Below are 26,224 nucleotides of genomic sequence, written 5' to 3'. Positions count from 1 at the left end.
TAGGATGCCATTGATTAAAACATTACTGTCATTGAATCCTCTCAGCTTGTAGCTGTGAGGATTTTTTATTTAAACACATGGAGGCGATACGAATATGAAATTTTTTAAGACTAATGCCCGCTTGGATCAACTACAGCCCTCATCCATATTAGCCTTTGATGCGGCTATATCAGAAATTCCAGATATTATTAAACTCACACTAGGTGAGCCAGATTTTAATACCCCTGAGCATGTCAAAGCAGCTGGGAAAGCTAGTATTACTAATAATGAAAGCCACTATACAGATTCTTCTGGAAAACTTGTGCTTCGGGTTGCTGCCGCTGATTTTTTACATAATAAGTATCATGCAACGTATAATCCAACGAATCAAATTATTGTTACAGTTGGCGCTACGGGAGCGATCTATTCAACGATAACCGCACTAACCAATCCAAATGATGAAGTTATTATTCCAATCCCTATTTTTCCATTATATATTCCCATTACTTTACTTAATGGGGCTAAACCAGTTTTTGTGGATACAACTAACGATGGTTTTAAATTAACACCATCACGATTGCAAGCTACATTATTAGCACATCCTCAAGCTAAAATGCTTATTCTTAATTACCCTACTAATCCTACGGGTGTAACTTACACACGTGAAGAACTAACCGCCTTAGTTGAACCACTTCGTAATAAACCAATCGTTGTCTTAAGTGACGAAATATATAGCGAATTAAGTTATGATCAAAACCATGTGTCCTTAGGTGAAATTCTTCCTGAACAAACAATTTTAGTAACTGGGCTCTCAAAATCGCATGCAATGACTGGATGGCGGATTGGCTTTGCTGCTGGCCCAGCTGATTTGATACAAAAGATTGCGATGATTAGTCAATTTACAGTTACTTCAGCAACTACAAATGCACAAGATGCGGCCATTGAAGCTCTTACAAGTGGAGCAGATGATGGCCTGATTATGCAGGCAGAATATGTTAAACGGCGTGATTATTTAATTAAGCGACTCACACAAATGGGAATTGCAGTAATTAAACCAACTGGAGCCTTCTACATTTTTATGCAAATCCCCACGCAGTTTGGTACAGATAGTTTTGCTTTCGGTCATCGCCTTGCGATTGAAGCCCATCTAGGGCTTGTTCCTGGTGGAGCTTTTCCAGCTGGAGAAGGTTATATGCGTTTAAGCTATGCTGCAAGTATGACAAATCTTATTAATGCCATGGATCGGTTAGAACGATTCATGCAAGCCCATGTATAAAGGAGAATTATAAATGAAAATTCTAATGTATAGTGTCCGCCCCGATGATAGTGTCCGCCCCGATGAGCAACTTGCGATTAAATCTTGGGCGAAGCGTAATGCTATTCAAGTTGATACAACCCCCCTTAACCTTGTAGATAATATTGATATGGCAGCCGGTTATGATAGTATCTCAATAGTACAACACGCTGCTATCGATGATCCAGATGTTTATTCACGTTTAGCTGATTTAGGGATTCACCATATTGCCTTACGAATTACCGGCTATAATACCATTAATTTTAAGGCAGCTGATGCTAATCAAATTGTAGTAACTAATGTCCCCGCCTACTCCCCTCGTTCAGTTGCTGAAGCTACATTAATGCATACAATGGTACTTTTAAGGCATCTTGAAGCCGCCGAAGCACGTATGCGCCAACATAATTATAGTTGGGATGAATTGCAAGCACGTGAAATTCATAATTTGACCATCGGTATTTTTGGAGCAGGTAAAATTGGTGGTACAGTAGCACGAATTTTTAAAGCTTTAGGAGCCCATGTTATCGCTAATGACTTAATTCATCGAACTGATTTAGCTGATACAGTTGAATACGTAGATTTTGAAACTCTTCTTGCTCAAAGTGATATTGTGACCATTCATACCAATCTAAACGATACTACACACCACTTATTTAATGGCGCTACATTTGCTAAAATGAAAAAAGAAGCTCTATTGATTAATTGTGCTCGTGGTCCTATTATTGAAACGCCAGCTTTAATTGCAGCTCTTAACGCTGGGATTATTGCTGGGGCGGGTTTAGATGCTGTTGAAGGTGAAGAAAACTTTGTAGAACATGATTTAAGTAACGAACACGCTCTTGATTTTACAACGTATGATCAATTACTTGCAATGCCCAATGTTTCGGTTACTCTGCATATAGGTTTTTATACTGATGCAGCTGTCCAAAATATGGTTGATATTGCTTTGGATGATATCGTTTTGGTTGCACATAGCAAGAACAGTCCGCATGTTGTCCATGATTAGTAAATTAAAAGGCCAAAATTGATCATGAAAATTCAGGCCCTTTTTCGTATTTTATATTATGATCGAGTTTGTACTTGTTGATACACCTGCCATCCAAGATAGGCGATGCCAATAATCAAAGCAGGTACAAAAAGTGCCTTGATAAGTACCCAGCAAAAATATAAGAACATTGCTAAAATTAAGTAGGGAATGGCTTTATTAAATAGATACCCAAGAATTATCACAAGAATTAAGAATGTGAGCATTAAAGCACTCCTTTCATTAGTAATTATATATTAGATTATACCTCTTTTAATTTAATTTGTCGCATACAAAAAGCCTATTAAAAATAAAAATTTGATAGGCTTTTTGTAATGTTATTTACAATATTATATTAATCTAGCGATGGCTATATTGATAAATAATATGATGTGTTTTAGTCTCGTTAGGTTGGAGGACGACGTTACCAAAGTCAGGATGATTCATAGCATCAGGAAGGTTTTGAGCTTCAATTGCAATCCCTTCATATGGATGAGCAGCCCCACGATTTAAAAGCATATGTTCATCGTTTAAATCGTTTGCGGTATACAAAACTATTGCATTACGATCGGAATAGATGTCAATTTGTCTTTGAGTAGTATCATCGACTAAAGTTGCAGCAGGTATATTAATATCTCCGCGAACTACAAATATATCGTCTAATCCAGCTTCTTTTGTCATTAATTTAAAACTTGTTAGGCGCTCACCTAAATTAGTTGGTTGGGTAAAATCATAAATATCATTAGCAACTGGTATAATTTCTCCAGTTGGAACCTTGTCCTCACGAAGACCTAAATGACGGTCACTTGCTAATAACAAACTCATTTCACTTATATCAGTAACTGTTGGATTACTTAGATTAAAGTACGTATGCACCGTAGGATTAAAAATACCGGCACGTTCTTTTTGTGTACCACTCATTGTAATGACAACTTGATCATCATTAGTTAATTGATAAGTGATATCAACATTTAAATTGCCAGGAAAGCCGTCATTGGCTTCAGTGGCAGTATAACTTAAAATCACGGCTTCATTTAAATTATCAATCCGACTAGAAAAAATTTGATTGCCGAGACCATGTAACCCACCATGGAGATTATTACCATTCTCATTAGTGGGCACCTGAATTTGTCCATCTAAACTTTGCCACCTTCCTCCATCAATCCGGCCATCATGGCGGCCAATAATTCGATTAAAATTATAGCCACTTTCTGTAAATCCAGCTAAGTCCTCAAAACTCAAGACAAGATTAATTCGTTGCCCCGCATCAACCACTGAAAACTCTTGGATAATTCCCGCAAATGTGAGAATTTTCAAACGAGTTTGATGTTGGTTTTCAATAGTATAACGATAAATTAATTCATCGTTATATTGCCCAAATATTTCTTTTATGACTGTCATTTAAACCTCCTGTTGTTGAATAGTTAATTTTGATTCTAATTCGGTTACAACTTGTGCATGTTCTTTTTCAAATAAATGTACTTTCCAAAAAAAAACGATTCCAGAAAAAGTCATTAATAAACCAGGTAATGCAAAAGCAAATAAATTAAAAGTATGGATATCATGTTGTGTAATAGTATTAACTGAAGCATTGCCACTCATACCGGCGGCTACAGCAATGAAGCCAACTATCCCATTAGATAATGCGCCGGCAATTTTATCCATCAAGGGCCGTAGTGATAATGTTACCGCTTCATTGCGAATCCCATTTTTGAGTTGGCCATATTCAACTGAATCAGTAATTGTCATTAAAGCAGAGAGAAAAATCCATTGCTGTGGAAAGTAAAATAATACCGTTGCAATCTGAACCATTAAGAGATTTTGGCCGGCAAACATAAAGATTGCATATGCCAGAATGTTCATAATTAAACCACTTAGATAAACATAACGTCGCGAAAAAGTTTTAGCAAGAAATGGAAACATTGGTACAGCAATTAGACCAGTAATCGTAGCAATTAAGCCAACAAACCAAAATTCACCTACTCGACCAAGAACAAATTTGTAAAATAATAATAAAACCCCAGTTGTTGCCACGTTAGCAATTGCATAAGCAATGTATGCTAGTGCTAACCACATTAACTGATCATTTTTAGTAATGACAATAAAGACTTCTTTGAAGCTGACCTTTTTATTTTGTTGGCGCACAATTGACTGATTTTCTTTTGTTGTTAAAGCTGTAATAATTGCTGTTCCAGCTGAAATAAAACCAACCAACGGCCCCTTGTTCATGACGACCGGTAAAAAGATACGTAATAAAGGTTGTCAATGGAACGACAACTAATGTCGTCCCATTGGCTCCAATTGATGAGCCAAATCGAGCAAAGGTTCCAAGTTTTTCACGTTCATTGGAATCTGTTGAAAGTGCTGGAATCATTGACCAAAAAGCAATATCTTTAAATGAGTAAAAGCAATCTAATAAAATAAAAACAATCCCGAATAAGATAATGAATAAATCATCACCTGTTTTGGCAAGCCCGAAAAAGTTGGTAAAAATAATAACTAAAAGTACACTCGATATTATTCCACCAACGACTAACCAAGACTTAAATTTACCGTACTTAGAACGAGTATTGTCGATAACATTACCAATAATTGGATCAAAAATAATTTCAACTAAGCGGATAATAACTACTAATGAAGTTATGATTCCAATTAAGCGTGCAGTATCTTTTCCTGCTCCTTGAAACATTACACTTGTAACAAAAATAATAAAGTAGGTACTTAGAGTTACATAATACGTATCGTGGCCAAATGCTCCTAGGGCATAACCAACCCGTTGTTTCCACTTGTGTGTGTTGTTATTCATTTGTTAGCCTCACTGATATTAATCTATTATCTCGCAATTTCTAATTAATTCTGTCTTATAAGTCTTATGCCAAGCTTGTAATAAATACTTTAAATGCTGCCCTTCCAGCCGGGGTATGCTTAAATACCCCCGCATCTTCTAAGACGCGAGTAAATGTCGCTCCAATTGCAGTATTAATTATTGCATCGACATTTGTCACAGTAATAGCCTTATGATCCATTTTCAACTTATCCGCCCATTGTTGATGAATGGGATTGACGTAGTTAGTTATACCTAGCAAGAATGATTTAACTTCTTCCATTTCAGGTACTAAGCGTGGCGGTAAGATTGCCAAACCCATGACTTCAATCAAACCAATATTTTCCTTTTTAATGTGCTGAACATCTTGATGTGGATGGAAAATGCCATCTGGATATTGCACTGAAGTATTATTATCGCGTAAGACTAAATCAATCTCATATACTGTGTCATGCATACGGACAATTGGTGTAACCGTGTGATGTCTGGTTCCATCCTCAGTATATGCAACAATCCCTTGAGCTTGGTAGGTAAAATTTTGCCACCTTTGCATAATTAGTTCACTAGCTTGAATCAGTTTTTCATAATTACTATCCCGTAAGCGAATAACTGACATTGGCCATTTAACAATTCCAGCTGATGATAACTCAATACCAGGAATAGTAATGTTAGTTTCAATTTCAGCTTGTGCCATAGGCATGTTATAGCGTCCAGCTTGAAAATGGTCATGCGTTAAAATCGAGCCACCAACAATTGGTAAGTCGGCATTTGAACCAATAAAGTAATTTGGAAATAACCTAACGAATTCAAATAATCGACGAATATTAACACCATTAACAACCATTGGTCGGTGTTCTTTGGCAAAAACAATCGCATGTTCATTGTAATAAGCATATGGTGAATATTGGAAATACCAGGGCTCCCCGCCAAGTGTTAACCGAATAACCCGGTGATTAGCTCGAGCAGGATAATTGAGTCGCCCAGCGTACCCTTCATTTTCCAAACACAATTGACAAATTGGATAACTATTACTTTTAACTTTTTGAGCCGCGGCAATTGCTTTAGGATCTTTTTCAGGTTTTGATAAATTAATTGTTATCTGCAAGTTGCCGTATTTACTAGTATATGGAAATTCAATATTACGAGCTATTTCACGTGTTTTGATATAGTTTACGAGCTGTGATTGTTGATAAAAAGCATCAGTAGCAGCTTGGGGGCTAACTTTGTATTGGGCCCAAAATTGCTGATTAACAATACTTGGCAATGGCAATATCAAGTTCATTAAATTGGCACCAAGAATGTCAGCATTAATATCTTCACCATTGGAAGCGTAGTTAGCAATTCCAAGTTCAACTACTTGATCCATTAACTCAAGTAGCTCCCCATCAGCAATTGGTGCTGCAATATCAAAATCAGTTTGTTTTGTATATGCCAAAATACGGTTTATTAAGTAAACTGAATCTGTGGTTTTTAAACTAGAAGCGTTAATTAATTGTTCGGCAAAGCCCTTTATTAAACTTGATGCATTATTCATATAAGAACCTCACTAACTAGGCCTACCCAATGAGCTCCAGGGCCAATATCGGCGACATAAAATGAAGGGGCATAGCCAATTTTTGTGGTATATACTTGGCTAACATTAGCCTCAAATAATTTAATTTGATCACGTTTGACTAATGCAATTGCACACCCCCCAAAGCCAGCCCCCGTCATGCGGGCACCAAGCACACCCGGTTGCTGTTGGGCCGTTTCAGCTAACGTATCCAATTCCACCCCACTAACCCCGTAATCGTCTTTTAGTGATTGATGAGAAGCATTGAGTAATTTGCCAAACTCAACTAAATTACCGGCGGTTAAATATTTAACAGCGGCTTGTGTTCGTTCATTTTCAGTTACGGCATGGCGGGCGCGCTTTAAGACGGTTGGATTCGTGATTAAATGGGCGGCGGCTTCAAATTCAGCACTCGATAATTCACCAAGAGTATTAATATTAAGTTCCTTTTGAAGACAGTAGACGGCTTCTTGGGTTTCTTTAACCCGTTCGTTGTACTTTGAGTCAACTAAGTTACGGGGTTTATTAGTATTCATAATCACGACGACATAATCGCCGAGTTCAACGGGGACCATTTCGTAAATCATTGTATTCGTATCAAGATAAATGGCTTTATTAGCTTCCCCAAAGCCAATCGCAAACTGGTCCATAATCCCAGTATTGACACCGATATATTCATTTTCGGCTTGCTTGCCTGCTGCGACTAATTGTAAACGTGGTACTTTAAGTTGAAATAAACGTTGAACGACGACGCCAATCATTAATTCCAGTGACGATGATGACGATAAACCAGCAGCACTTGGAATATTGCCTTCAATCACCAAATCAAAACCATGGTTGAAATGATTACCATAGCCGCGTAAGGCAATTAAATCCCCCTTCACAAAGTTCGCCCAGTTACCATGTGGTAATTTTGTGGTATCATCAATATCAAATTCAACAATCTCAGTATCTGGAAAATTAGTTGAGTATAAGCGGACTAATTTGTCAGTCCGCGCTGCCCCAACCCCATAAGTTCCGATGGTGATGGCCGCTGGAAAGACATGGCCTCCATTGTAATCTGTATGTTCACCGATTAGATTAATCCGTCCCGGTGAGAAAAAGGCATCGGTTGGTGCAGTCGTAAATTGTTCTTTAAAGATCGTATTAAGCTTTGTAAAAACTTGTTTATCCATTACTTAATCCCCGCTAAAGTAAAATTATTAAACGCGTTTACATTTTTGTAAGCGCTATCATTGTTGGTACAAGTATATGATATATTTTGTTTTATGGTTATGCAATTATAATTTAAAACCTAAAGAAAATGTAAACTTTGAATACCCACTTATTAAGGAGAATCCCGATGACCATACCTACTAATCTGTTCAAACAATATCAACGCTTATTAACCCTAGCTGATGCTGGCTTATTTTATGGTAATGACGAATTCGATAAAGAACGTTATAAAGAAATCAAAGCTATTGCTACGACGTTATTGGCAACTATAACAACTGATTCGATTGATAAACTAACTAGCGTGCTCGCCCATAGTGACGGTTACCCAACACCGAAAGTCGATGTACGGGTCTTGATTGAAGAAAATCAACAAATCTTGTTAGTACAAGATAAGCGTACACAACAATGGTCCCTGCCAGGTGGTTACGCTGAAGTAGGCTATACCCCGGCCGAAAATGCCCGTAAGGAAGTCCGTGAAGAAACCGGTCTAGAAGTCCAAATTGATGAGTTAGCAGCGGTCTATGACACAGCATTGCGCGATGATATTCCCCAACTTTTTCAATATTATAAATTAATTTTTCGTGCGACGATCGTTAGTGGTCAGTTTAGCGCTAATTCTGAAACTAATAATGCTAAGTTTTTTGCATTGGATGCCCTACCACCATTATCTAAAAATCGCACAACGGCTGAACAAATCTGCCAACTGACAAATCAACAAACCCCGTACTTTGAATAATAAACAACACTAAAATAGCCCTTGAAGCACAAAGGTTCAAGGGCTATTTTAGTGTTTTAACAGTTATTGGACTATTAGGGTGTGTTTAGTTCCTACTTAACGACGCTCCAGTCATCAAGAGTATGGCCAAACGCATCTTGTAAAACTAACCAACTATTAGTACCGGCAAAATATAAGAAGTGACCAACTTCATTGGGACTTTTTAAAATCACATCGCGCGTCGTGTGATTATCTGTGATGGCATCAGCTTGTTCAGCACGTAAAGTATTAGCAAACGCGCTGCAAAGCCTAGCGTGCCATCTTGGTTTAACGGCGCATCAGGGACTAAAGTAGCCCCGGCGACAATCCGCATTTCATGGCGTTTTGGCCAATAAACGGTAGCCGTAACGCCGGCATAATCGACATAAAACGGTACCGTGCTCAGTTCTTTATTCCAACGATGCTGAGGTTTACCAGCTTTTTTGACCGGTGGCATTGGTGCTACGATTGCAGCGGTAGGTGTCGTAAAGTCATACCCTAACCAGTCTAATAATGGCATTACCACGGCCAAATAATCTTTCAACGGAGTGGCGTAATTAGTGGGGACTTTAGTTGGTGCAATCCCCCCTTCTGTTGGCGTCCAACCATCAGTAAGCGCTTGATTAGTTAGAGCCGCCAGAAGATATGCTGGTTCCATATCCCAAGCTGGAACGAATGTAATAACGCGATCAAATGCTTGGTGATTGAGCGTTGCCTGCTCAATCGCAACTAATTGATGTTGCGCAAAATACAGCGTGACATCGTTATTGGCAAGTGGTTGATCACTAATAATTAACGTCCCGTATTCATGCGGTAGCGTTAATTGTAGTGAATCGGTTGTAACTTCATAATTATTAAGCATATCGTCCCCCTATTCACTTTATTATCTTTGAGTTGTACGCGTGGCAGCTTGATTAATGAAATGGAAGCTGACTAATAAGCAGATAATGCTGATGCCGACTAAGACATATGTTACCGTTGGTTGACCCCATTTAAAAGCCGTTACGACCCCAATTAAAATAACCGGTAATAAATTTAACGCCATTACGAGCAGTAGTTTAACGCGAATTTTGAGATTATGAAAGAATTGCATATCGGTACCTCGGTTAATATATATTTTGTACTCTATTATAGCAAAAAAGCAGAACTTACCAGCGAGTTGCTGTAAGTTCTGCTACAAAGGTCTAATTAATGGTGTGTCTCCTTGGCATTACTGTATGAATTTTTGGGATTTAACGCACGGCCACCTTGGTAAATCAAGGTTAAAGCACTAAGCGCAATAAATGGCATTAAGATATCACCAAGCCGCCAAGTCCAAGCACCAATATAAATCAGATAACCGATAAAGACTAGCAAGATAACTGGTAAAATCATCCCCAAATATTTGTTACCTAAATACCCAGTTAAAATTTGGAAAAGTAAGCAACCAATTGTAAAGATTATAAAAATAAAGTTTCCCATTAGCTATCTCCTGTGATACTTCTAGCCACCAATTTCAATTGGTAAAGTCATATTGATAATCTCTTGCTCATGCGATACAAGCAGAATAATTTTATCGTTAAAATCCGGACTATTCAAGAGATTCAGTATCACTGGAACAAGCTTAAAGGAAATGTTAGAAAATGGCTCATCCAAAATAAGCACGGTTGCATCGGCTTTAAATAAGGTGGCATAAAGTGTGACTAATTGGTGTTCGCCACCAGATAATTGGTTCAATGGTGTGGTAAGTACTTTAGTTAGCATGAAATGTTCACTGAAAAAGACTGCTTTGATTAATGGATTTGCTTTTTCAGTTGCGGTAACAGCAAACTGATCTAAATATGCCTGCACAGTAAGTCCTGTCGTGACTTCATTTTGCAGCATTACCGCGACATTATTTTGGCGTAATAGCCGGGTATTGAGGGTGGTTAGTTCGTGGTTATTAAACGTTATCTGGCCTTGGTAATCAGGGTTTAGTCCTAGTAAAGTATAAAGCAAAGTAGTTTTACCAACCCCATTTTTTCCTATTAAAGTGTAGATATGCCCAGTGGTTAGTTCAAAGTTCAAATCGTGGACATACAATGCTTGGTCGGGTTCAAGGTTGATGTTTAAATCAGTAATCGTTATCGTGGTAACCTTTGCGAGCGTAGTTTCGCCAGTTACTTCAGGTGGGAGTGATAATAGCTCTTGTAACCGCGTTTGTGATGCTTGATAGTCTTGGTATTCACTACCGACATAGAATAAATTATCAACGACATTAATCAGAATCACAAAGTACTGCAAGATTACGGTAAACGTCCCAATTTGCCAATTACCATTAATCACGGCAATGCCCCCGATAATGAAAAAGGCAATCTGAAAGAGCATCGATAAGCTAATCTTAGAAGTTGATAAGATATAGTGCCATTTGAAATTCCCGTGCATCGCCGTAAACATTGTCGTCGCCAGTTGTTGATTTTTACGCTGTTCAGCACCGAGGAGTTCTTTGGCTTTAATGGCTAAATACCGCGTAAACATGCTATTACGATCAGCGAAGTAATTTGCACTCGTTTCCTTAACATCAAGTGATGTGACATAGATATGATAGCGCGTAAAAAAGTAAACCAACATATATAACGCGATAAAAAGCGCAAATAAGCCAAGGATCTTAATGTTGAACACTGCTAAGAAAATACCGACACCGAAAATAGTCACTAAATTCGCGATAAAACTAGGAACGGTAATGTAAATAAACCGGGCCGTTACGGAAACGTCTTCATTCACCCGCGAATTTAAATAGGCCCCATCATATGGTAGCATGGCCCGGGGATCGACATGATAAAAACGTGCAATCAATTGATTAATCACCGCCACAATAATTTGGGGTAATTTATGATATTGCATCTTAGCTGTGAAGTACGAGATTAACAAATTAATCGCAGACACCAGTAAGAGAATCCCGATAGTCTGAATAAATATAGGTACATTGTGCTGATAAACAATGGCATTGATGATGTGCCCTTCTAAATACGGTGTATATAGCGCAATGAGGGTCATGATAACGACGACAATTATTTGGAGCACAAAATCTTTACGAAATGATCGGAGTTCAGCTTGTATCATTGGGTGCCGGTTACCTATTACCTGCATTTTCATATACCACCATCTATCTCTCATAATATTCTAATTTTATTAAAATATTATAATTATATCTGTAAAAAAACAAGCACTTTTTGTATCTGACGAGTGATTTTTGCATGGTTGCCATTATACACTTATAAATAACATATGTTACAATTAATACAAAATCAACATTTCAAAGGAGTTTTAACATGGACAGTAAGCTTAATGAATCTGAAAATACACCCCTGAATGAAGACCTTAATTTTTTTAATTACGCAATTAACAGCGACAACAATCCCAATTACTACTTAGATCGGGCACTTACATACATTAATGCCCCTGAACCAGAATACTTTAAACAAAATGCGCAATATGCCTTTCGTGATATGTTGACATATTGTTTAACCGAATATCGAGCATACCTTGATTTACCAACTGATAGTGCTGAAAAAGTACCGTTACTGGAAAAACTTTATCAAAATGTCCGTCAACTAAATGAATGTTACATTATGCTATTTGTTGATAAAGCCAACCGCCCTTTTCTTGATGAAATGCGTGATTTAACATTGGCAACTTTTGCCGATGAAGATGGTGAATTACCTGCCAAGGCACCAACCGAGTTATTTTCGAACTACGCTAACTTATTTGCCTTCATTAAGAAATTGATGGCAAATGCCAAGTTATATAACACATTTGCTAATACATTAACGGAAGACCAAGTGGTTTTATTTGATACTCCCGACGCTCGGGATTTATTAGTGGCCTTTGCTGATGCGATGGCTAAGTATGAACCAGAAAACGTGACCACCGATGACTTAACGCCTCACGTATCAGATATGGCCGGAATTACGGATATTTTAGAAAAAGCCGAACCAATTGATTACGCAGCTGAATTGAGTAATCAAGCCGCTGAATTACGAACAGCTGGTCAGTATGATCAAGCGATTATTACGTATACACAAGCGATTAATGTCGATCCCCAACCTAAGTATTTCTTTGAACGTGGGACTACCTATGTGCTTATAGATAATGATTTGCAATTTAATGCAACTGTGGCATTTGATAACTATTTTGCGACGTTAATTATGTTATTCCGTGACCACCATGATGGCTTACTCACAATGAGTGAAGCGGAATTTACATCGCGGATGCATGAGTTATTCAAGTTAGCTAATTACTGTTACCAACTACAAATTGAAAGTGCTTCATGGGATCTTGATGGCCAAATTATGCATGATGTTTTGCGAGCTGAATTATTCCCAGATGCTTATCAAGCAAATTTAACACTCGATCAAAAAGTTGAAATCACTCTTTCAACCAATATTTTAGAATTTATCAATAGTATGGTAATTTCAAACGATGAATTTGTTAACTATGTCAGCTCAATTTCAAATGATATTGAGCTACAATTGAATCAACCTGGTATGCGTGATTTATTAAAAGAATTACTAGCACAAGTCTGCATTGCTTAAAAAGAGTATTATAGCTACTCTTTCGTTTGTAATACGACAATAACCGCCTTGAAGAAATTTTCAAGGCGGTTATTTAGTGTGTTTTCGGCTATTGCTTGATTTTTACCTAAAATTCAAATCACGCCAGTATTCATCAAGTAAATAATTAAAATCACACTAAATTTAGCCTTTAATAATTGATATTTGCATCTTACTAGTATCAATTTCTACTTCACCGCCCAATGGAAATGTGAAGATTGGTTGTGTGTGACCAAAATCAACATGGTATATAACCGGAATTGTTTTTAAAATATTCTCAGTTGGAAAACGACCAATCACAAGCCCCTTAATGTCAGTGTGTATTTGTAGAATTTGTGCTAGGTCTCTTGAAAATTCAAGGGCTTTACTTCCTTCAGCTTGTTCAATAAAAATAACTGGTGTTTTAACATTAGGGAAATATGGTGTCCCAGCTTGGACGCTATAAGTTTGGATGTTACCACCAGTAATAGTCCCTTGTGCATAACCTTGGTTATAGACATGCTCTGTTCCCAATTAAATGTTTGATATTCTTGCAATTCCTTCATTTTGAACGCAGAATAACAAGGTCCGTAATAAGTAACCAAACCTGTTTGAGCTCGAATAGCATTATGTAAACTTGTGGTATCAGAATAGCCGATAAAAAAACTTAGGATTATTCTTAATCAAATCCCAGTCAATGTAAGGTAACAACTCATTAGAATTTAAACCGCCAATCGTTGTTAGAATTGCTTTAACGTTTGAATCAGCAAATACATCATGTAAATCATCAATACGTTCTTTAATTGAGCTCGAGCCAAATTGATCATTAGCAGGTATGTTATTTTCAAAGCCACCTACTCGTTCCATTGATGAACTGGGTGAAATAACGCGAATTTCATCTCCAATGTTTAAACGCTTTGGAAAAACTTTTATATGTTGCATACACTAACTTCCTTTAAAATTTTATTAGTGGATTCTAATATTGTACACTAACTATGCTTATCTGAATTTTATTAGCTAATTTTAATAATCATACAAACTAATTGACAGGTATTTCACATCCAGTTTACAAGTAGTTTGCGTTTGCCAAATCAGATTTACACCCACATAATCACCTGTCTATAATGGCGGTGGAACGCGGATAAAGGAGGAAATGTATTATGCAATTAAATCATTTGCTTGATCATACACTATTAAAACCAGATGCTACCCAAACCGACATTGATCAACTCATTACGGAAGCACTGACCTATCAATTTTATGCCATTGTGATCAATCCGTACTGGGTACCTTATGCTTACAAACATTTGAAAGGTTCACCAGTAAAAATTGGCACGGTCGTAGGCTTTCCACTAGGTGCCAATACAACGACCACTAAAGTTGCAGAAGCTCAAGATGCTATCTACAATGGTGCCGACGAAATTGATATGGTTTTTAACATTGGTGAATTTAAGGCCGAACATTACAATAAAGTTCGCCAAGAGGTCCAAGCACTCGTTGATATTGTTCATGGTGCTGGTAAAGTGATTAAAGTTATCATTGAAATCGGCTTACTAACCGACAATGAAATTGGGGTGGCGAGTCGTTTAGTTGCTGATACCGGTGCTGATTATGTTAAGACTTCGACGGGTTTTACTACCAGTGGTGCGACCTTAGCTGACGTTAAAATCATGAAAAATGCTGTCGATAATCGCATCAAAATTAAAGCTGCTGGTGGAATTCGTAATCGTGAAATGGCGGAAGCATTAATTGGTGCTGGTGCTGATCGATTAGGAACAAGCAGTAGTCTATCGGTTTTAGGGATTGTCAATGACGAACCTAGTAAGTGAGGTGGCTAATGCCTAAAATAACAATTATTGGGTCAAATATGTATGAAAATATGTATGAACTAACAACCTTTACTCATCATTTACCCAAGCGTGGTGAAACGGTTGCTGGTTCAATTTGAATAAGCAATTAAAAAGGAATGGTACCAAGAAGCGGTTAGATACGATATAAAAGTGAAATAATCTGACGAATTTAAAAGGTCCGTGAATGTAATATCCACGGACCTTTATTTTATTTTGTTTCGAAGTTCAATGAGTATGCTTGTCCGGTTGCTCGATATTGTTGGTACACTTCCCAGACTGCTTTGGCGGCAAAGGTTAACTTAGTCGTGGCTAATTCGCGGGCTGACACCCATTTTTTGGCATCAATTTCTGTCGTGTCAATTGTATCACTTTCAGCTTCCCATTCTTCACATAGATAGGCATTAGTAAATAATTGCGTTGTATCGCCGTTTGCGTATTTAGCAACATAATTTTTACCAGCGACGTTCCCAATTAATTGGAGTTTAGCGGGATTAATTTGCACGCCGCCCTCTTCTAATGCTTCACGGGCAGCATTTTCTTGCCATGAAAGTTCTGGTTCGTTGTAGCCACCCGGAAAGGCCCATGCATCAAAATCACGATTGTAAATCAATCGTAGGCATCACTAATAGGAAGTCATGACCGACTTTTTCGCGTACTTTAGCAATATATGAATCTTGGTATGGCATGGTAATTCTCCTTTGGGTTACAGTAGTTTTACTACCTTCATGATAGCTAAGGACCGTCGTTGCGTCAACATGTATGCTATGCTAAGTCGCTGGGAATTAACGACAAATCACCAGGTCAACTTGCTTCCCATAGAGGCTGGATGCTTGGCGTAAAATACTTTCCGGCCACATCCACTACAGGCTATTAACTCCATTGATTTTCCCTTTTGTTAATTTTTTAAATTGTGGTGATATCACTCAAAAAGCCGTTGAACTCCTACAAGCTCAACGGCTTTTTGATTATGACCAATGATATTGCTGGGCATATGCCTCAATTTGGTTTAAATGCCGGCTGAAAGTGGTTTCATCGGCCGCTGTAAAGCGTAACTTAAACAGTAAATCAGTAATGCTTTGACTAGCTTGGGTTTGCGTATTAACTTGCGCTATGGGATAAAAAGCACTAACCCACGGCAATGTTGTTAAATCACTAGTAGGTACGGTCGTTAAATAACCGGTCGGTGCAAATTTTTTGTACCAAGCAACAATTTGTGTTGGTTGTAAGCAGACTGGTCCATCAGCTGAAATAACATCCCCATTTTGGCGTAACCAATATTCTTGGGCAATGTCAACTCCTGTTTCGGCAACAATTAATTCTAAAATCCCGCCCCCACCAAAGCGTTTACCAAGTTCACAAAAAGCTAAATTCCCATTATCATCGTAAAATAGCTCCAGATGAAATGGCATTACTTGATCACACAAATTTAGCGTGCTGATAATCGTTTGCGTTAATGCAAAAATTTTAGACAACATGCTTGAATCATGACGACTGTAGAAATGTGCCGTCCGGGTTATTAAAGCTTGCTTAGCTTGTAAACTGGCTAGAATGGGCGTGACATATTCATGCACAATAAAGCGTGTAATTTGACCATCAACGGCATAACCATCGACCGTACACATATGCGGATACGGATTAAAAGTTTCTAACATGTAGCCATCTTGATTGCGAGCTAAAATCGTCGTTAGTTGCGCTTGAATAGCTGCTAATGATTGCGTGTTCACATCGAGTACTTGAATCCCACTGGCTGAATCATCACGGCGCGGTTTAAGAATGACTTTTGCATGTGTTTGGACAAAATCTAAAGCAGTTGTGACGTCGACTAGTGCCAAGAATTCTGGTTGCGGGATAACCCCTTCAAGGACAGCACGCATATAATATTTATCTTTGCTAAGCGTATTTTCAAGATACTTTGAGGGCCGTTTAAGAATGATATCTTCAATTAACCCCACCCACATACCATCGGGTTCACTTAACGTATTGACACTGGTGACATCCGTACGTTGGCGTAAGGCTGCTAAGACAGTTTGAAAGTTAAGCTCATCTAAGAAAAGCATGGCTGGCAGTTGATTGCCAAAATATTGTTCATAATCAGTTTGCCGATTACGAGGTGCCACAATCACAGTATTAATTAGCGCTTGCGCGTGAATGCTTTGCGGCGAGTATTTATAAACAAAATAATTCATGATGTCTCCTATTTGATGTATTTAATTGTCGACGCTAAATACTGTTCAATTTCCCGGAGCTTTGCATAGACGGTGGCGGATGTTGTATCCCGGACACTAACGGCGATAACGGCTTGATTAATTGAGTTACTACCATCATAGACTTTACCTACTTTCCCAAAAACGTGGTAATCGTAAATTCCGACCACGGGAATTGTTGTTGGTAATTCAGTTAATGTCCCATGTTCAGGTGCGATAAAGATAAAACCATGAAGCACATCATTTTGGGGTACAACCACCCCGGCTTCACCACTAATAACCGCATGTAAGTAGCTTTTAATCGGCCAAATGCCGTAACGATCATGGAGTTCTTCATTAATGCGGCCACCACCTAAGCGGTTACCGATTTCACAAAAGTAAATGGTTTCAGTAACAGGCTCAACAAAGACTTCTAAGTGAAATAGCATGACCGTATCATGCGGTAAAACAGTTAACAGTTGCTTAACATAGGTTTCAATTTTGGCCGCCAAGGATGTCGTGCGCTCAATTTCAACTGAACCAGAATTTTGCTGACTTAAATAGTTAATGCCACCTTGGCCAAGATATTTAGAAGTATTTAAATACGCTAATTGATTTCCTTGCATAAAGCCATCGACGTGATATAAGGGCCAATCGATGTATTCTTCAATAATATATCGCGCACCTGCTTCAAGTATGATTTCAGCCAAGTCAGTTGTCGGTGTTAAGACCGTAATCCCTTTGGCCCCGGCGCCATCAATTGGTTTTAAAATACTTGTACCATTAAAGCTTGCCTGCCATCTAGCCACATCATCAATTGATAATACTTCTTGATACTTTGGTACAGCAATTCCACGTTGGGCAACGTATTGTTTCATCAAAAACTTATTCCGATACAACGTCGCTTCCGCTAACCGTTGGCCTGGTACATTAAAGACTTCCCGCAGCTGGGCCGCCACTTCAACGTCATGTTCATCATAATGAATTAAATGATTAATTGGTGTTGTCTCATTAATGGTAGTGACGGCATGCAATAAGTTTGGATAGTTCCATTCAGGGACACTGATAATTTTAATATTAGCTTGTGTAGTTTGATAGTTATGCACTAAGCGTGTTGGAACAATATACGTGTACGTATTGTCATCAACGGGCGCCCATGTTAACGCCCCAATGTAAGAACTGCTGAGTGGTGATAAAATTATAATGTTCATCCGTGACTCCTTTTTTGATAGCGTCGATCAATCATAATCCACATTAAATTGAAAATAACAAAACCGACGGCAACGACAATTAACGTTAAATTCATGGAAACACCATTAATATAACCAAAAGATAAATTTCCAACTGGTGAGGCAATATTAGCAAAGATAAAAATTGCTGAAAAAGTCTTCCCGATTAAAGCACTATCAACTTCACGTTGAACAATCGTTTGAGACGCAATATTGTAGCGAGATAAGACAATACTAATTATAACCGCGACCACAAAGATAAACGCAATTGTTTGGAGGATGGTTAGGAGTAATAACACTAATGAAATTACCACTAAACCGATACGTTCAAACGTTAAACTCTTGGTAATGGGAATTTTGGAAATTGAGTATGAACCAACAATTCCACCAACTGCTTGACTCGCTAAAACCGCACCATACAAATGCCCTTCATGTAATTGATGAATCACCATAATCGGAAAGAAGATATTAAGCCCGGCCAAAAAGAAATTTAACATCACGCCCATAAATAAGAATTGTAATAAGGATGGATTACTAAAAATATTTTTAAATGTTTGGCGGTAACCAACAAACTTTTGGCTAGGTTGCTCAGTCAAAGTAAATGGTTTTAAGAAGAAAAAAGCCCCAAAAAATGAAAGACCATTTAATAGGAACGCCGTTGGTAAACTTAACCAATGCCAGCCATACAAGAACGTACTAATTGGTGGCACCGTGACACTTAAAACTTGCGTTCCTAGAGCCATCGTTTGATTGAAGGTCATCATCGCCTCACGCTTAACAAAGAAGTTCACCATTTTTTTAAAAATTGGTGAACTTAAGTAAGCATTGACATTCAATAAGAAGACCGCGGTATTGACTTGCCATAGATCAAGGTGCGTTTGGTAGTGGTACAGCCCAACAAAAGCGAGACATAAAATCCCCGAAATAAGGTTGATGCCCTTAATCACGGCCAATAAATATTTTGAATCTGCAATATAGCCACCAAAGACACTACAAATAAAAGTTGCCGAACTTGCGATAGCCATTGTTTGACCCAAAATATTAGACGAACTAAACGTATGTACAATCCATAAATCAATAATTGTATTAAATACTAATGTCCCACCATAGGAGACAAACTTAGCGTACTGAATGTGTTTAGAAATAAGCTCTTCCTCCTGAATGCCTAACGATAGATTAATGGATCATGATACTGATTAGTAGTGACGTCGAAATTAAAAGCGAAATTTCGACTTGGTGTTATGCTTGCTAGAATGGTTGCTGCGATGGTATATTTATGCGCTTGTACCCATTTAACTGCTAATACAGGCGGTAACCCATACGATGCATAGATATGGTCTAGTAGTGTGGAATCAACTTGTAAATCTTGCTGTTGCCGGACGTATTTCTTTAGTTGGCGTTCCCCCTGGGCAATGCTTTTAGTAAAACTGACTAACTCTTGTTGTAAACTGGCTGTTTGTTGGTCATTTAGCTTGGATACGTGTGTAAAAACATCCCAGATAAGTTGTGGCTCAATTTCAGCTGCCGTTAATTCGGTTAAGACATTCCGGATTAGACGACGGACGGTATAGGCGTGTTTTTTAGCTCCCGTTACAGTTGGCAGTTGTTCAAGGAGCGTCAAAGCGGCGGTTAACTCACTGATTGTTAGGTGTACGAGTTGCTTAGTTGGCAAAACCGCTTCTAAAGCCGTAAACAGTTTTTGAGTTGCGGCAACCTCGTATAAGCTCAAGGCATATTGTTGGAGCATTGTTAGCCGTTCGGGATAAAAGACACTATCTAACAGGCAATTATTAGCTTTACTATCATAGGCCACTAAGACAAAGTTAGCGACAGTCACCAAGCCAGCATGGTATTTAACGACCACTTTGACATAATAATGATCCCCGGCAAAAGGTAGCTTACAATGCAGTCTGGTAGCCGGAATTGGCATCACATGGGCGGGCCAAAGCGGCTTAAAACCACCAATAATATTAGGAATATCTGGCACAATCAAATAAATATCGTCCATTGAGAATCCAAGTTCATTAACTAATAAGTTTATCAGTAAGGTGTGCAATTTTTGATATGGAGTCTGTCGCTGTGTATCGTGATAACTATAGAGGACTTGCAATGGTGTTGCTAATGGATTAACTGTATCACTTGGATAAACATGACGAAAGCACACTTGACGTTTAAAATATTGACCGGGATTAGATTGTTTAGTATACAAATATTCGACATCTTGAATGGGTGAAAATGTGAATAAATGTTGGTCAAATCGTACTAATGGCGATGCTGGCAAAAGTTGTGCTTGCTTAGAAAAGTAAGTATTTAGTTGTTGCTCGATAGATAGCATTTAACTCTCCCTTTCAAATTCATTTCTAATTATTGTATCATTTTAAAACAAAAAAGCTAATTGTATTTTAATTTTAAAGATAAAGTTTAACATGCTGATATTCTTTTTTTCACTTTCCATAGTGCAAAAAAGACCAAGAAACTAGCTTCTTGGTCTTAACATCAATTTTAGTAATACTAGTTTTCAAACATAAGATAATCAGTCTTCAAACCATTTTGCCGCTAAAATACCAAACGGTGCCATCAAAATAGCGTACAACCAGCGACTTTCTGACTGTAAAAAATGTTGGATAATAAACCCAATGATGAACCACCCAACAAAAATACTTAAAAGAATTTTTCGTTTTTTTGACATATTTTTCCCTTATTAAATGTAAAAAAGTCGATGTTAGCTTAAACTAGAATATCCCGGCCGAATTTTTAAATTCAGTCGGGATTATTCTAATGCTATCTGGTACCTACCCGTGTTTTGTAACGTGGCTGCTCAATGTTTACCGTACAACCATCACGGTTACAGGTGCATATTTAGCAATATAAGCAGCTTGGCTCCCCCAATACTTACCCAAGCCCTTTTTCGTTGCAGAGCCAACAATCACAATATCTGGTTTAACATCAGGAATGACATCTTTGACAATTGTTTCACCTGGTTCACCTTCTGCTAATACAACATGCACCGTTTTGACACCGGCATCAATGGCTTGTTGTTTATATTCTTCTAAGCGCCTCTCAATGGCATGGCGGCGATTAGTTAATTCATCTTTATCGAGTGCTTGAAAGACATTTAATTCATCAGTTTCAAAGACCGTAACAATGTGTAGCATTGCACCATCTTCTAGTGCGTGACTAACTGCTGCTAAAAAAGCGTATTGAGCATCGGCTGAGTCATCGACGCCGACTAAAATATTTTTGTGCTTCGGTAACGTAAATTGTTCTGCAGTCATTATTGTACCTCCCCCCTAAATTGCAGCCATAAACTGTTGCACGATATTTATGACTAATTGGAAATTCAAAATGGTCAATCCAATGGCTGAAGTCCACGCCAATATTGAAATCCATAAAGGATTAGCATATTGACCCATGATTTTTTTAGAACCTGTAAACCATGTTAAAGGAATCATTGTAAATGGTAGTGCAATTGATAAGAATACTTGTGAATAAACTAATAAATTATCAAGTGCACCTTCAGTACCACCCCATACAACTGCGGCAATAACTACCGGAACAACTGCAATTAATCGTGTAATAAGGCGCCGTGCCCACATTGGAATCTTTAAATGAATGAATCCTTCCATCACAATTTGTCCTGTCAGTGTTCCAGTAATAGTTGCATTTTGACCTGAAGCTAGTAAAGCTACAGCAAATAGTGTTGATAAGATGGGTGATGCAATTCCTTTTGCAATTTCATTATTACTTAGTGCATGGTACAAATCCCCAAACGCTTGCAATTGATTACCGTGGCCGTAAAATAGTGCAGCTCCTAAAATTAATAATAAAGCATTAACAATCGTTGCACCCATTAATTGGATATTTGAATCCCAAGTGCTAAAACGAACAGCTTCTTTAACTTCGGCTGGATCATGGTGATTAACTGCCCGCGTTTGAGAAATTGAAGAATGTAGATATAAATTGTGTGGCATAACGGTCGCACCAATAATTCCTAATGCTAATAATAATTGATCATGATGGAAAATTTGTGCTTGTGGAACAAGTCCGCCCGCAATACCTGCAATACTAGGTTGTGAAAGTGCTACTAAGTAAACAAAAATGAAAAATATTGTCGCAATTAAAGTTACCACAATGGCTTCAATTTTACGGAACCCAAGCTTGGTGAGTAGCAATAATAAAAATACATCTAAAACAGTTAGCATAACCCCGCCAACTAATGGGATGTTGAATAATAGATTTAAAGCAATTGCTCCCCCAATAACTTCAGCAATATCTGTCGCCATAATCGCTAGCTCAGTCATAACCCAAAGCAGAAAACCCACTTGTTTATTCGTGTGTTTACGCATCGCTTGAGCTAAATCCATCTGAGTAACAATTCCAAGCTTGGCAGCCATGTATTGCATAATCATGGCGATAATTCCTGAAATCACAACTACTGATAATAATAGATACCGATACTGGGCACCACCAACAATTGAGGTAATCCAGTTACCGGGATCCATGTATCCGACCGCTACTAAGGCTCCCGGACCACTAAAAGCAAATAATGTGCGCCAAAAGCCGGCGTTTTTGGGCACTGCAACCGTGCTGTTTACTTCTTCTAGACTGGCACTACCAGCAGTTGAAGCAAACGCTAAATGAGTATCTTGTGTCATGAACTCCTCCTTCATGTGACAGGAGATTCCTAGTACGTGTCGATCAAAGCGTGCCGCTTTACAATCTAATGCGTTTCGTGAACATTCGTTGCATAACAAAACCTACTCTGAGTTCGACAAACTAAGATCTCCTTCAGGGTTTTATTTGCGTCAAGTCAATCACTTGACAATTTGATTATAACCTTACAACTTGTGAAATACCACGTTTTTATTAATTTATTTACAAAAAAATTACTTTACGATTATAAAATTTTATTTAAGTGCTACTTTATTTAAATTAATGGTTTAACTTCAATAAAAGCATTTGAATAATATTTTTTCATAATACAAAAACTATTTGTATTCTTATCTAAAGCTTAATATACTTAAAATAAGTTTTAGAAAATTGATATATTTAGTCGCAAGATTTGATGCTTATTACTTATATACTGATGCAGGAGCATGTACTATGGATATTTTTCTAAGTTTTTCTTCACCAAATCAAAAATTTTTGATTGAATTAGGAATGACCCAATACCAACACGTCGTAGTTGCTGAAACTGAATTTAATGAACTTGCAAACACAACTTTATTAATTGCACCTTCACATCTTGGATCGAATTTTACATTCATTATTGATCAAAGGTATCCAACCCCTTTTCACATTAAAATAAGTATGGCTAATCTACTCATTCAGCATAGCTATTATACCTATGCACAAGTAAACAAACATTTATTATCTGAATGTCATTGGCCGTATCAAACTAATCGCTTACCATTTACTACGCCTAAAGTCGTTTTGATGCCCATTACAATGAAAGACACTACGACAATAATTTGGTTGAATCCACTTACAATTACACAATTGGAAGACTTACATCAAAATAGTACTTATCTACATATATTAATTAAATTAGTTAATTACCACTATGTTGGAGTAATCAAAGCAAATACTAATTATCAACTAACACGCTATCGTATCGGAGAGACACTTGTTTTACATGAATACCTAGTCAATACTTATCTTTCACAATTTATCAAAAACTTATCAGCTACTATTAGTCCTTTTGAAATGCTTACACCATCTATGTATGATAATTTAAGCGATTTACAACATGCATTTTATCAAACCCAACACGCTGATTATCATACCTTAGATAACCTACGAATGGATTCATTATTGACTTCCTATCGAGCTGCTGTGCTTTATGAAACTGAGAAACTTTATTTAACAGCACCAATAACTAAGCGAGTTAGTGATGCAATTATGCAAATAAATATTAATAAAATACGTACTAATTGGTATAAAGATAATAATTAATTTACCACCTTATTTTCTTAGCATTTAGTGGTATTTGACACCGTGACTACAAATGCTTACAATGGGGCCGAAACATTCAATTACTCATAATTAATTAGCAACCAAAAGGAGCGTTATTATGAAAGAAAATATTAAATGGTGGCAAAAGGCAGTTGTTTATCAAATATATCCGCGTTCATTTCAAGATAGTAATGGCGATGGTATTGGGGATTTACAAGGGATAAGACAACATCTAGATTATATTCAAAAACTTGGAGCCGACGTGATTTGGCTCAATCCAGTATATGTATCGCCAAATCTAGACAATGGTTATGATATTGCTGATTATGAAGCAATCAATCATGAATTTGGTGATATGCAAGCTTTTGATAATTTACTAACCGAAGCACATGATCGTGGTATTAAAATAATCATGGATTTAGTAGTCAATCATTCATCAGATCAACATCCTTGGTTCATTGAAAGTCGATCAAGTAAAGATAACCCCAAACGTGACTTTTATATTTGGCGTGACGCAGTTGATGGTCATGAACCTAATAATTGGGGCTCATTTTTCTCAGGTCCAGCTTGGAAATTAGATACAGCAACTAATCAATATTATTTACATCTTTTTGCTACTGGTCAGCCTGATTTGAATTGGGAAAATAAAACGCTGCGTGATGCAATTTATAAAATGATGAATTGGTGGGTTGATAAAGGCATTGATGGATTCCGAATGGATGTTATTTCGTTAATATCTAAGCCTGACAATTTGCCCGATGGACCAATTCCTGTTGGTGGTACTTACGGGGATGCTAATAGTATTGTTGCTAATGGCCCACGAGTGCACCAGTACTTAACTGAAATGCGGCAACAGGTTTTAAATAATAGTGATTTAATGACAGTTGGTGAAACTGCAGGCGTTGATATTGAAAATGCAAAACGTTACTCTGCTTTAGATGCCTCTGAATTAAATATGATTTTTCAATTTGAACACATGGAACTTGATAATAATCCTAACCCAGCTTTAGGCAAATGGAATGATCAACCAGTTGATTTAATTAAGCTAAAAGCAAACTTATCCAAATGGCAAACTGAATTAGCTGGCAAAGCATGGAATTCACTTTATTGGAATAATCACGATCAACCACGGATTGTTAGTCGCTTTGGGGATGATAGTCCTGAATTTCGAGTCGTTTCAGCTAAAATGTTGGCCACGCTCCTACATTGTATGCAAGGCACACCATACATCTATCAGGGCGAAGAAATCGGCATGACTAATGCTACTAATTATCACCTCGAGGATTACAATGATATTGAGATTAAAAATGCTTATGATTATCTAGTGATTAAAGAGCAACTTATTGATGCACAAACATTTTTAAAGTATGTGCATGCTAAGGGGCGTGATAATGCTCGTACGCCAATGCAATGGAGTGCCAATGATTATGCCGGCTTTAGTACTGTACAACCTTGGTTGAAATTAAATAATAATTACGCTGAAATAAATGTTGAAACGGCACTAGCTGATCCAGATTCAATTTTTTATCATTATCAAAAATTAATTCAGTTACGCCATGAATTACCTATTTTCACTACCGGTGAGTATTTATTGTTAGATTCTGACGATGCTGAAGTTTATGCATATAAGCGGCTTACTAAAGATGAAGAATTACTGGTTATTTGTAATTTTACTAAAGAAGGTCAAATTAGATTGTATCCTATCCCTGATGCGGCTGAATTATTGCTTAGTAATTATTTAGATGATCAACACGAATTATTGCGACCATTTGAGGCCAAAATTTATCGCTTTAAAAAGATATAAGCATGTGAATT

General features: G+C 37.5%; 23 protein-coding genes and 2 pseudogenes. 7 read left to right on the top strand and 18 right to left on the bottom strand.

What is annotated here, in order from left to right:
- Positions 1-94: 94 nt before the first annotated feature.
- Entirely contained in the window at positions 95-1,255 is a 1,161-nt protein-coding gene (locus HF964_RS01975; RefSeq protein WP_168721361.1) for an aminotransferase class I/II-fold pyridoxal phosphate-dependent enzyme, read from the top strand.
- A 13-nt stretch (positions 1,256-1,268) separates the two neighbouring features.
- Entirely contained in the window at positions 1,269-2,279 is a 1,011-nt protein-coding gene (locus HF964_RS01970; RefSeq protein WP_168721360.1) for a D-2-hydroxyacid dehydrogenase, read from the top strand.
- A 56-nt stretch (positions 2,280-2,335) separates the two neighbouring features.
- On the opposite strand, the gene HF964_RS01965 is transcribed toward HF964_RS01970, so the two are convergent.
- The 5 genes and pseudogenes from HF964_RS01965 to HF964_RS01945 all read right to left on the bottom strand — a co-directional run bounded on the left by HF964_RS01965 (position 2,336) and on the right by HF964_RS01945 (position 7,848).
- A complete protein-coding gene (locus tag HF964_RS01965) occupies positions 2,336-2,524 on the bottom strand; it encodes a hypothetical protein (protein ID WP_168721359.1) in 189 nt (62 codons plus the stop codon).
- 133 nt (positions 2,525-2,657) lie between these two features.
- Positions 2,658-3,698 (bottom strand): aldose epimerase family protein, encoded by a 1,041-nt coding sequence (locus tag HF964_RS01960; protein WP_168721358.1) that lies wholly within the window; start codon positions 3,696-3,698, stop codon positions 2,658-2,660.
- Positions 3,699-5,103: pseudogene (locus HF964_RS01955) on the bottom strand (glycoside-pentoside-hexuronide (GPH):cation symporter).
- A 64-nt stretch (positions 5,104-5,167) separates the two neighbouring features.
- Positions 5,168-6,655: a UDP-glucose--hexose-1-phosphate uridylyltransferase gene (galT, locus tag HF964_RS01950; protein WP_168721357.1), complete on the bottom strand. Its 1,488-nt coding sequence runs from the start codon at positions 6,653-6,655 to the stop codon at positions 5,168-5,170.
- The gene (locus HF964_RS01945) at positions 6,652-7,848 is read right to left on the bottom strand and encodes a galactokinase (protein WP_168721356.1); all 1,197 of its coding nucleotides are present in this window, start codon (positions 7,846-7,848) and stop codon (positions 6,652-6,654) included. The genes galT and HF964_RS01945 overlap by 4 nt, the downstream gene beginning before the upstream one ends.
- A 167-nt stretch (positions 7,849-8,015) precedes the next feature.
- Here HF964_RS01945 and HF964_RS01940 point away from each other — a divergent pair, with 167 nt between their 5' ends.
- A complete protein-coding gene (locus HF964_RS01940) occupies positions 8,016-8,624 on the top strand; it encodes an NUDIX hydrolase N-terminal domain-containing protein (RefSeq protein WP_168721355.1) in 609 nt (202 codons plus the stop codon).
- Between the two features lie 208 nt (positions 8,625-8,832).
- On the opposite strand, the gene HF964_RS01935 is transcribed toward HF964_RS01940, so the two are convergent.
- From HF964_RS01935 to HF964_RS01920, 4 genes are all read right to left on the bottom strand, one after another.
- A complete protein-coding gene (locus HF964_RS01935) occupies positions 8,833-9,504 on the bottom strand; it encodes a hypothetical protein (RefSeq protein WP_168721354.1) in 672 nt (223 codons plus the stop codon).
- A gap of 21 nt (positions 9,505-9,525) precedes the next feature.
- Positions 9,526-9,735 (bottom strand): hypothetical protein, encoded by a 210-nt coding sequence (locus HF964_RS01930; RefSeq protein WP_168721353.1) that lies wholly within the window; start codon positions 9,733-9,735, stop codon positions 9,526-9,528.
- 95 nt (positions 9,736-9,830) lie between these two features.
- The gene (locus tag HF964_RS01925; RefSeq protein WP_168721352.1) at positions 9,831-10,103 is read right to left on the bottom strand and encodes a hypothetical protein; all 273 of its coding nucleotides are present in this window, start codon (positions 10,101-10,103) and stop codon (positions 9,831-9,833) included.
- Positions 10,104-10,124: 21 nt separating this feature from the next.
- Positions 10,125-11,750 (bottom strand): ATP-binding cassette domain-containing protein, encoded by a 1,626-nt coding sequence (locus tag HF964_RS01920; protein ID WP_168721351.1) that lies wholly within the window; start codon positions 11,748-11,750, stop codon positions 10,125-10,127.
- Positions 11,751-11,932: 182 nt separating this feature from the next.
- Between HF964_RS01920 and HF964_RS01915 the strand changes: the two genes are divergently transcribed.
- A complete protein-coding gene (locus HF964_RS01915) occupies positions 11,933-13,195 on the top strand; it encodes a hypothetical protein (protein WP_168721350.1) in 1,263 nt (420 codons plus the stop codon).
- Positions 13,196-13,357: 162 nt separating this feature from the next.
- Here the strand turns inward: HF964_RS01915 and HF964_RS01910 are convergent.
- Positions 13,358-14,134: pseudogene (locus HF964_RS01910) on the bottom strand (S66 family peptidase).
- Between the two features lie 218 nt (positions 14,135-14,352).
- On the opposite strand from HF964_RS01910, the gene deoC reads away from it, so the two are divergent.
- The gene (gene deoC, locus HF964_RS01905; protein ID WP_168721349.1) at positions 14,353-15,021 is read left to right on the top strand and encodes a deoxyribose-phosphate aldolase; all 669 of its coding nucleotides are present in this window, start codon (positions 14,353-14,355) and stop codon (positions 15,019-15,021) included.
- A 229-nt stretch (positions 15,022-15,250) separates the two neighbouring features.
- On the opposite strand, the gene HF964_RS01900 is transcribed toward deoC, so the two are convergent.
- The 8 genes from HF964_RS01900 to HF964_RS01865 form a co-directional block, all read right to left on the bottom strand.
- Positions 15,251-15,652: an NUDIX domain-containing protein gene (locus HF964_RS01900; RefSeq protein ID WP_246220224.1), complete on the bottom strand. Its 402-nt coding sequence runs from the start codon at positions 15,650-15,652 to the stop codon at positions 15,251-15,253.
- A 355-nt stretch (positions 15,653-16,007) separates the two neighbouring features.
- Complete coding sequence (locus HF964_RS01895; protein ID WP_168721348.1) at positions 16,008-17,228, bottom strand: ATP-grasp domain-containing protein; 1,221 nt, start codon at positions 17,226-17,228, stop codon at positions 16,008-16,010.
- A gap of 8 nt (positions 17,229-17,236) precedes the next feature.
- The gene (locus HF964_RS01890) at positions 17,237-18,436 is read right to left on the bottom strand and encodes an ATP-grasp domain-containing protein (RefSeq protein ID WP_168721347.1); all 1,200 of its coding nucleotides are present in this window, start codon (positions 18,434-18,436) and stop codon (positions 17,237-17,239) included.
- A complete protein-coding gene (locus HF964_RS01885; protein ID WP_338091073.1) occupies positions 18,433-19,587 on the bottom strand; it encodes an MFS transporter in 1,155 nt (384 codons plus the stop codon). The genes HF964_RS01890 and HF964_RS01885 overlap by 4 nt, the downstream gene beginning before the upstream one ends.
- Positions 19,588-19,619: 32 nt before the next feature.
- The gene (locus HF964_RS01880; protein ID WP_168721346.1) at positions 19,620-20,789 is read right to left on the bottom strand and encodes a hypothetical protein; all 1,170 of its coding nucleotides are present in this window, start codon (positions 20,787-20,789) and stop codon (positions 19,620-19,622) included.
- Between the two features lie 198 nt (positions 20,790-20,987).
- On the bottom strand, positions 20,988-21,143 hold the full coding sequence (locus tag HF964_RS01875; RefSeq protein ID WP_168721345.1) for a hypothetical protein: 156 nt from the start codon (positions 21,141-21,143) through the stop codon (positions 20,988-20,990).
- Positions 21,144-21,279: 136 nt separating this feature from the next.
- On the bottom strand, positions 21,280-21,729 hold the full coding sequence (locus HF964_RS01870) for a universal stress protein (protein WP_168721344.1): 450 nt from the start codon (positions 21,727-21,729) through the stop codon (positions 21,280-21,282).
- A gap of 15 nt (positions 21,730-21,744) precedes the next feature.
- The gene (locus HF964_RS01865) at positions 21,745-23,109 is read right to left on the bottom strand and encodes an Nramp family divalent metal transporter (RefSeq protein ID WP_168721343.1); all 1,365 of its coding nucleotides are present in this window, start codon (positions 23,107-23,109) and stop codon (positions 21,745-21,747) included.
- Positions 23,110-23,557: 448 nt separating this feature from the next.
- On the opposite strand from HF964_RS01865, the gene HF964_RS01860 reads away from it, so the two are divergent.
- Positions 23,558-24,409, top strand: coding sequence for a hypothetical protein (locus tag HF964_RS01860; protein WP_168721342.1), 852 nt, complete (start codon positions 23,558-23,560; stop codon positions 24,407-24,409).
- Between the two features lie 118 nt (positions 24,410-24,527).
- Complete coding sequence (locus tag HF964_RS01855) at positions 24,528-26,213, top strand: alpha-glucosidase (RefSeq protein ID WP_168721341.1); 1,686 nt, start codon at positions 24,528-24,530, stop codon at positions 26,211-26,213.
- Positions 26,214-26,224: the final 11 nt, after the last annotated feature.

Source organism: Periweissella fabalis (assembly GCF_012396505.1).
In the GTDB taxonomy this organism is placed as follows: domain Bacteria; phylum Bacillota; class Bacilli; order Lactobacillales; family Lactobacillaceae; genus Periweissella; species Periweissella fabalis.
The sequence above is the reverse complement of the archived record's forward strand: the minus strand, read 5'-3'. Positions and strand labels throughout refer to the sequence as shown.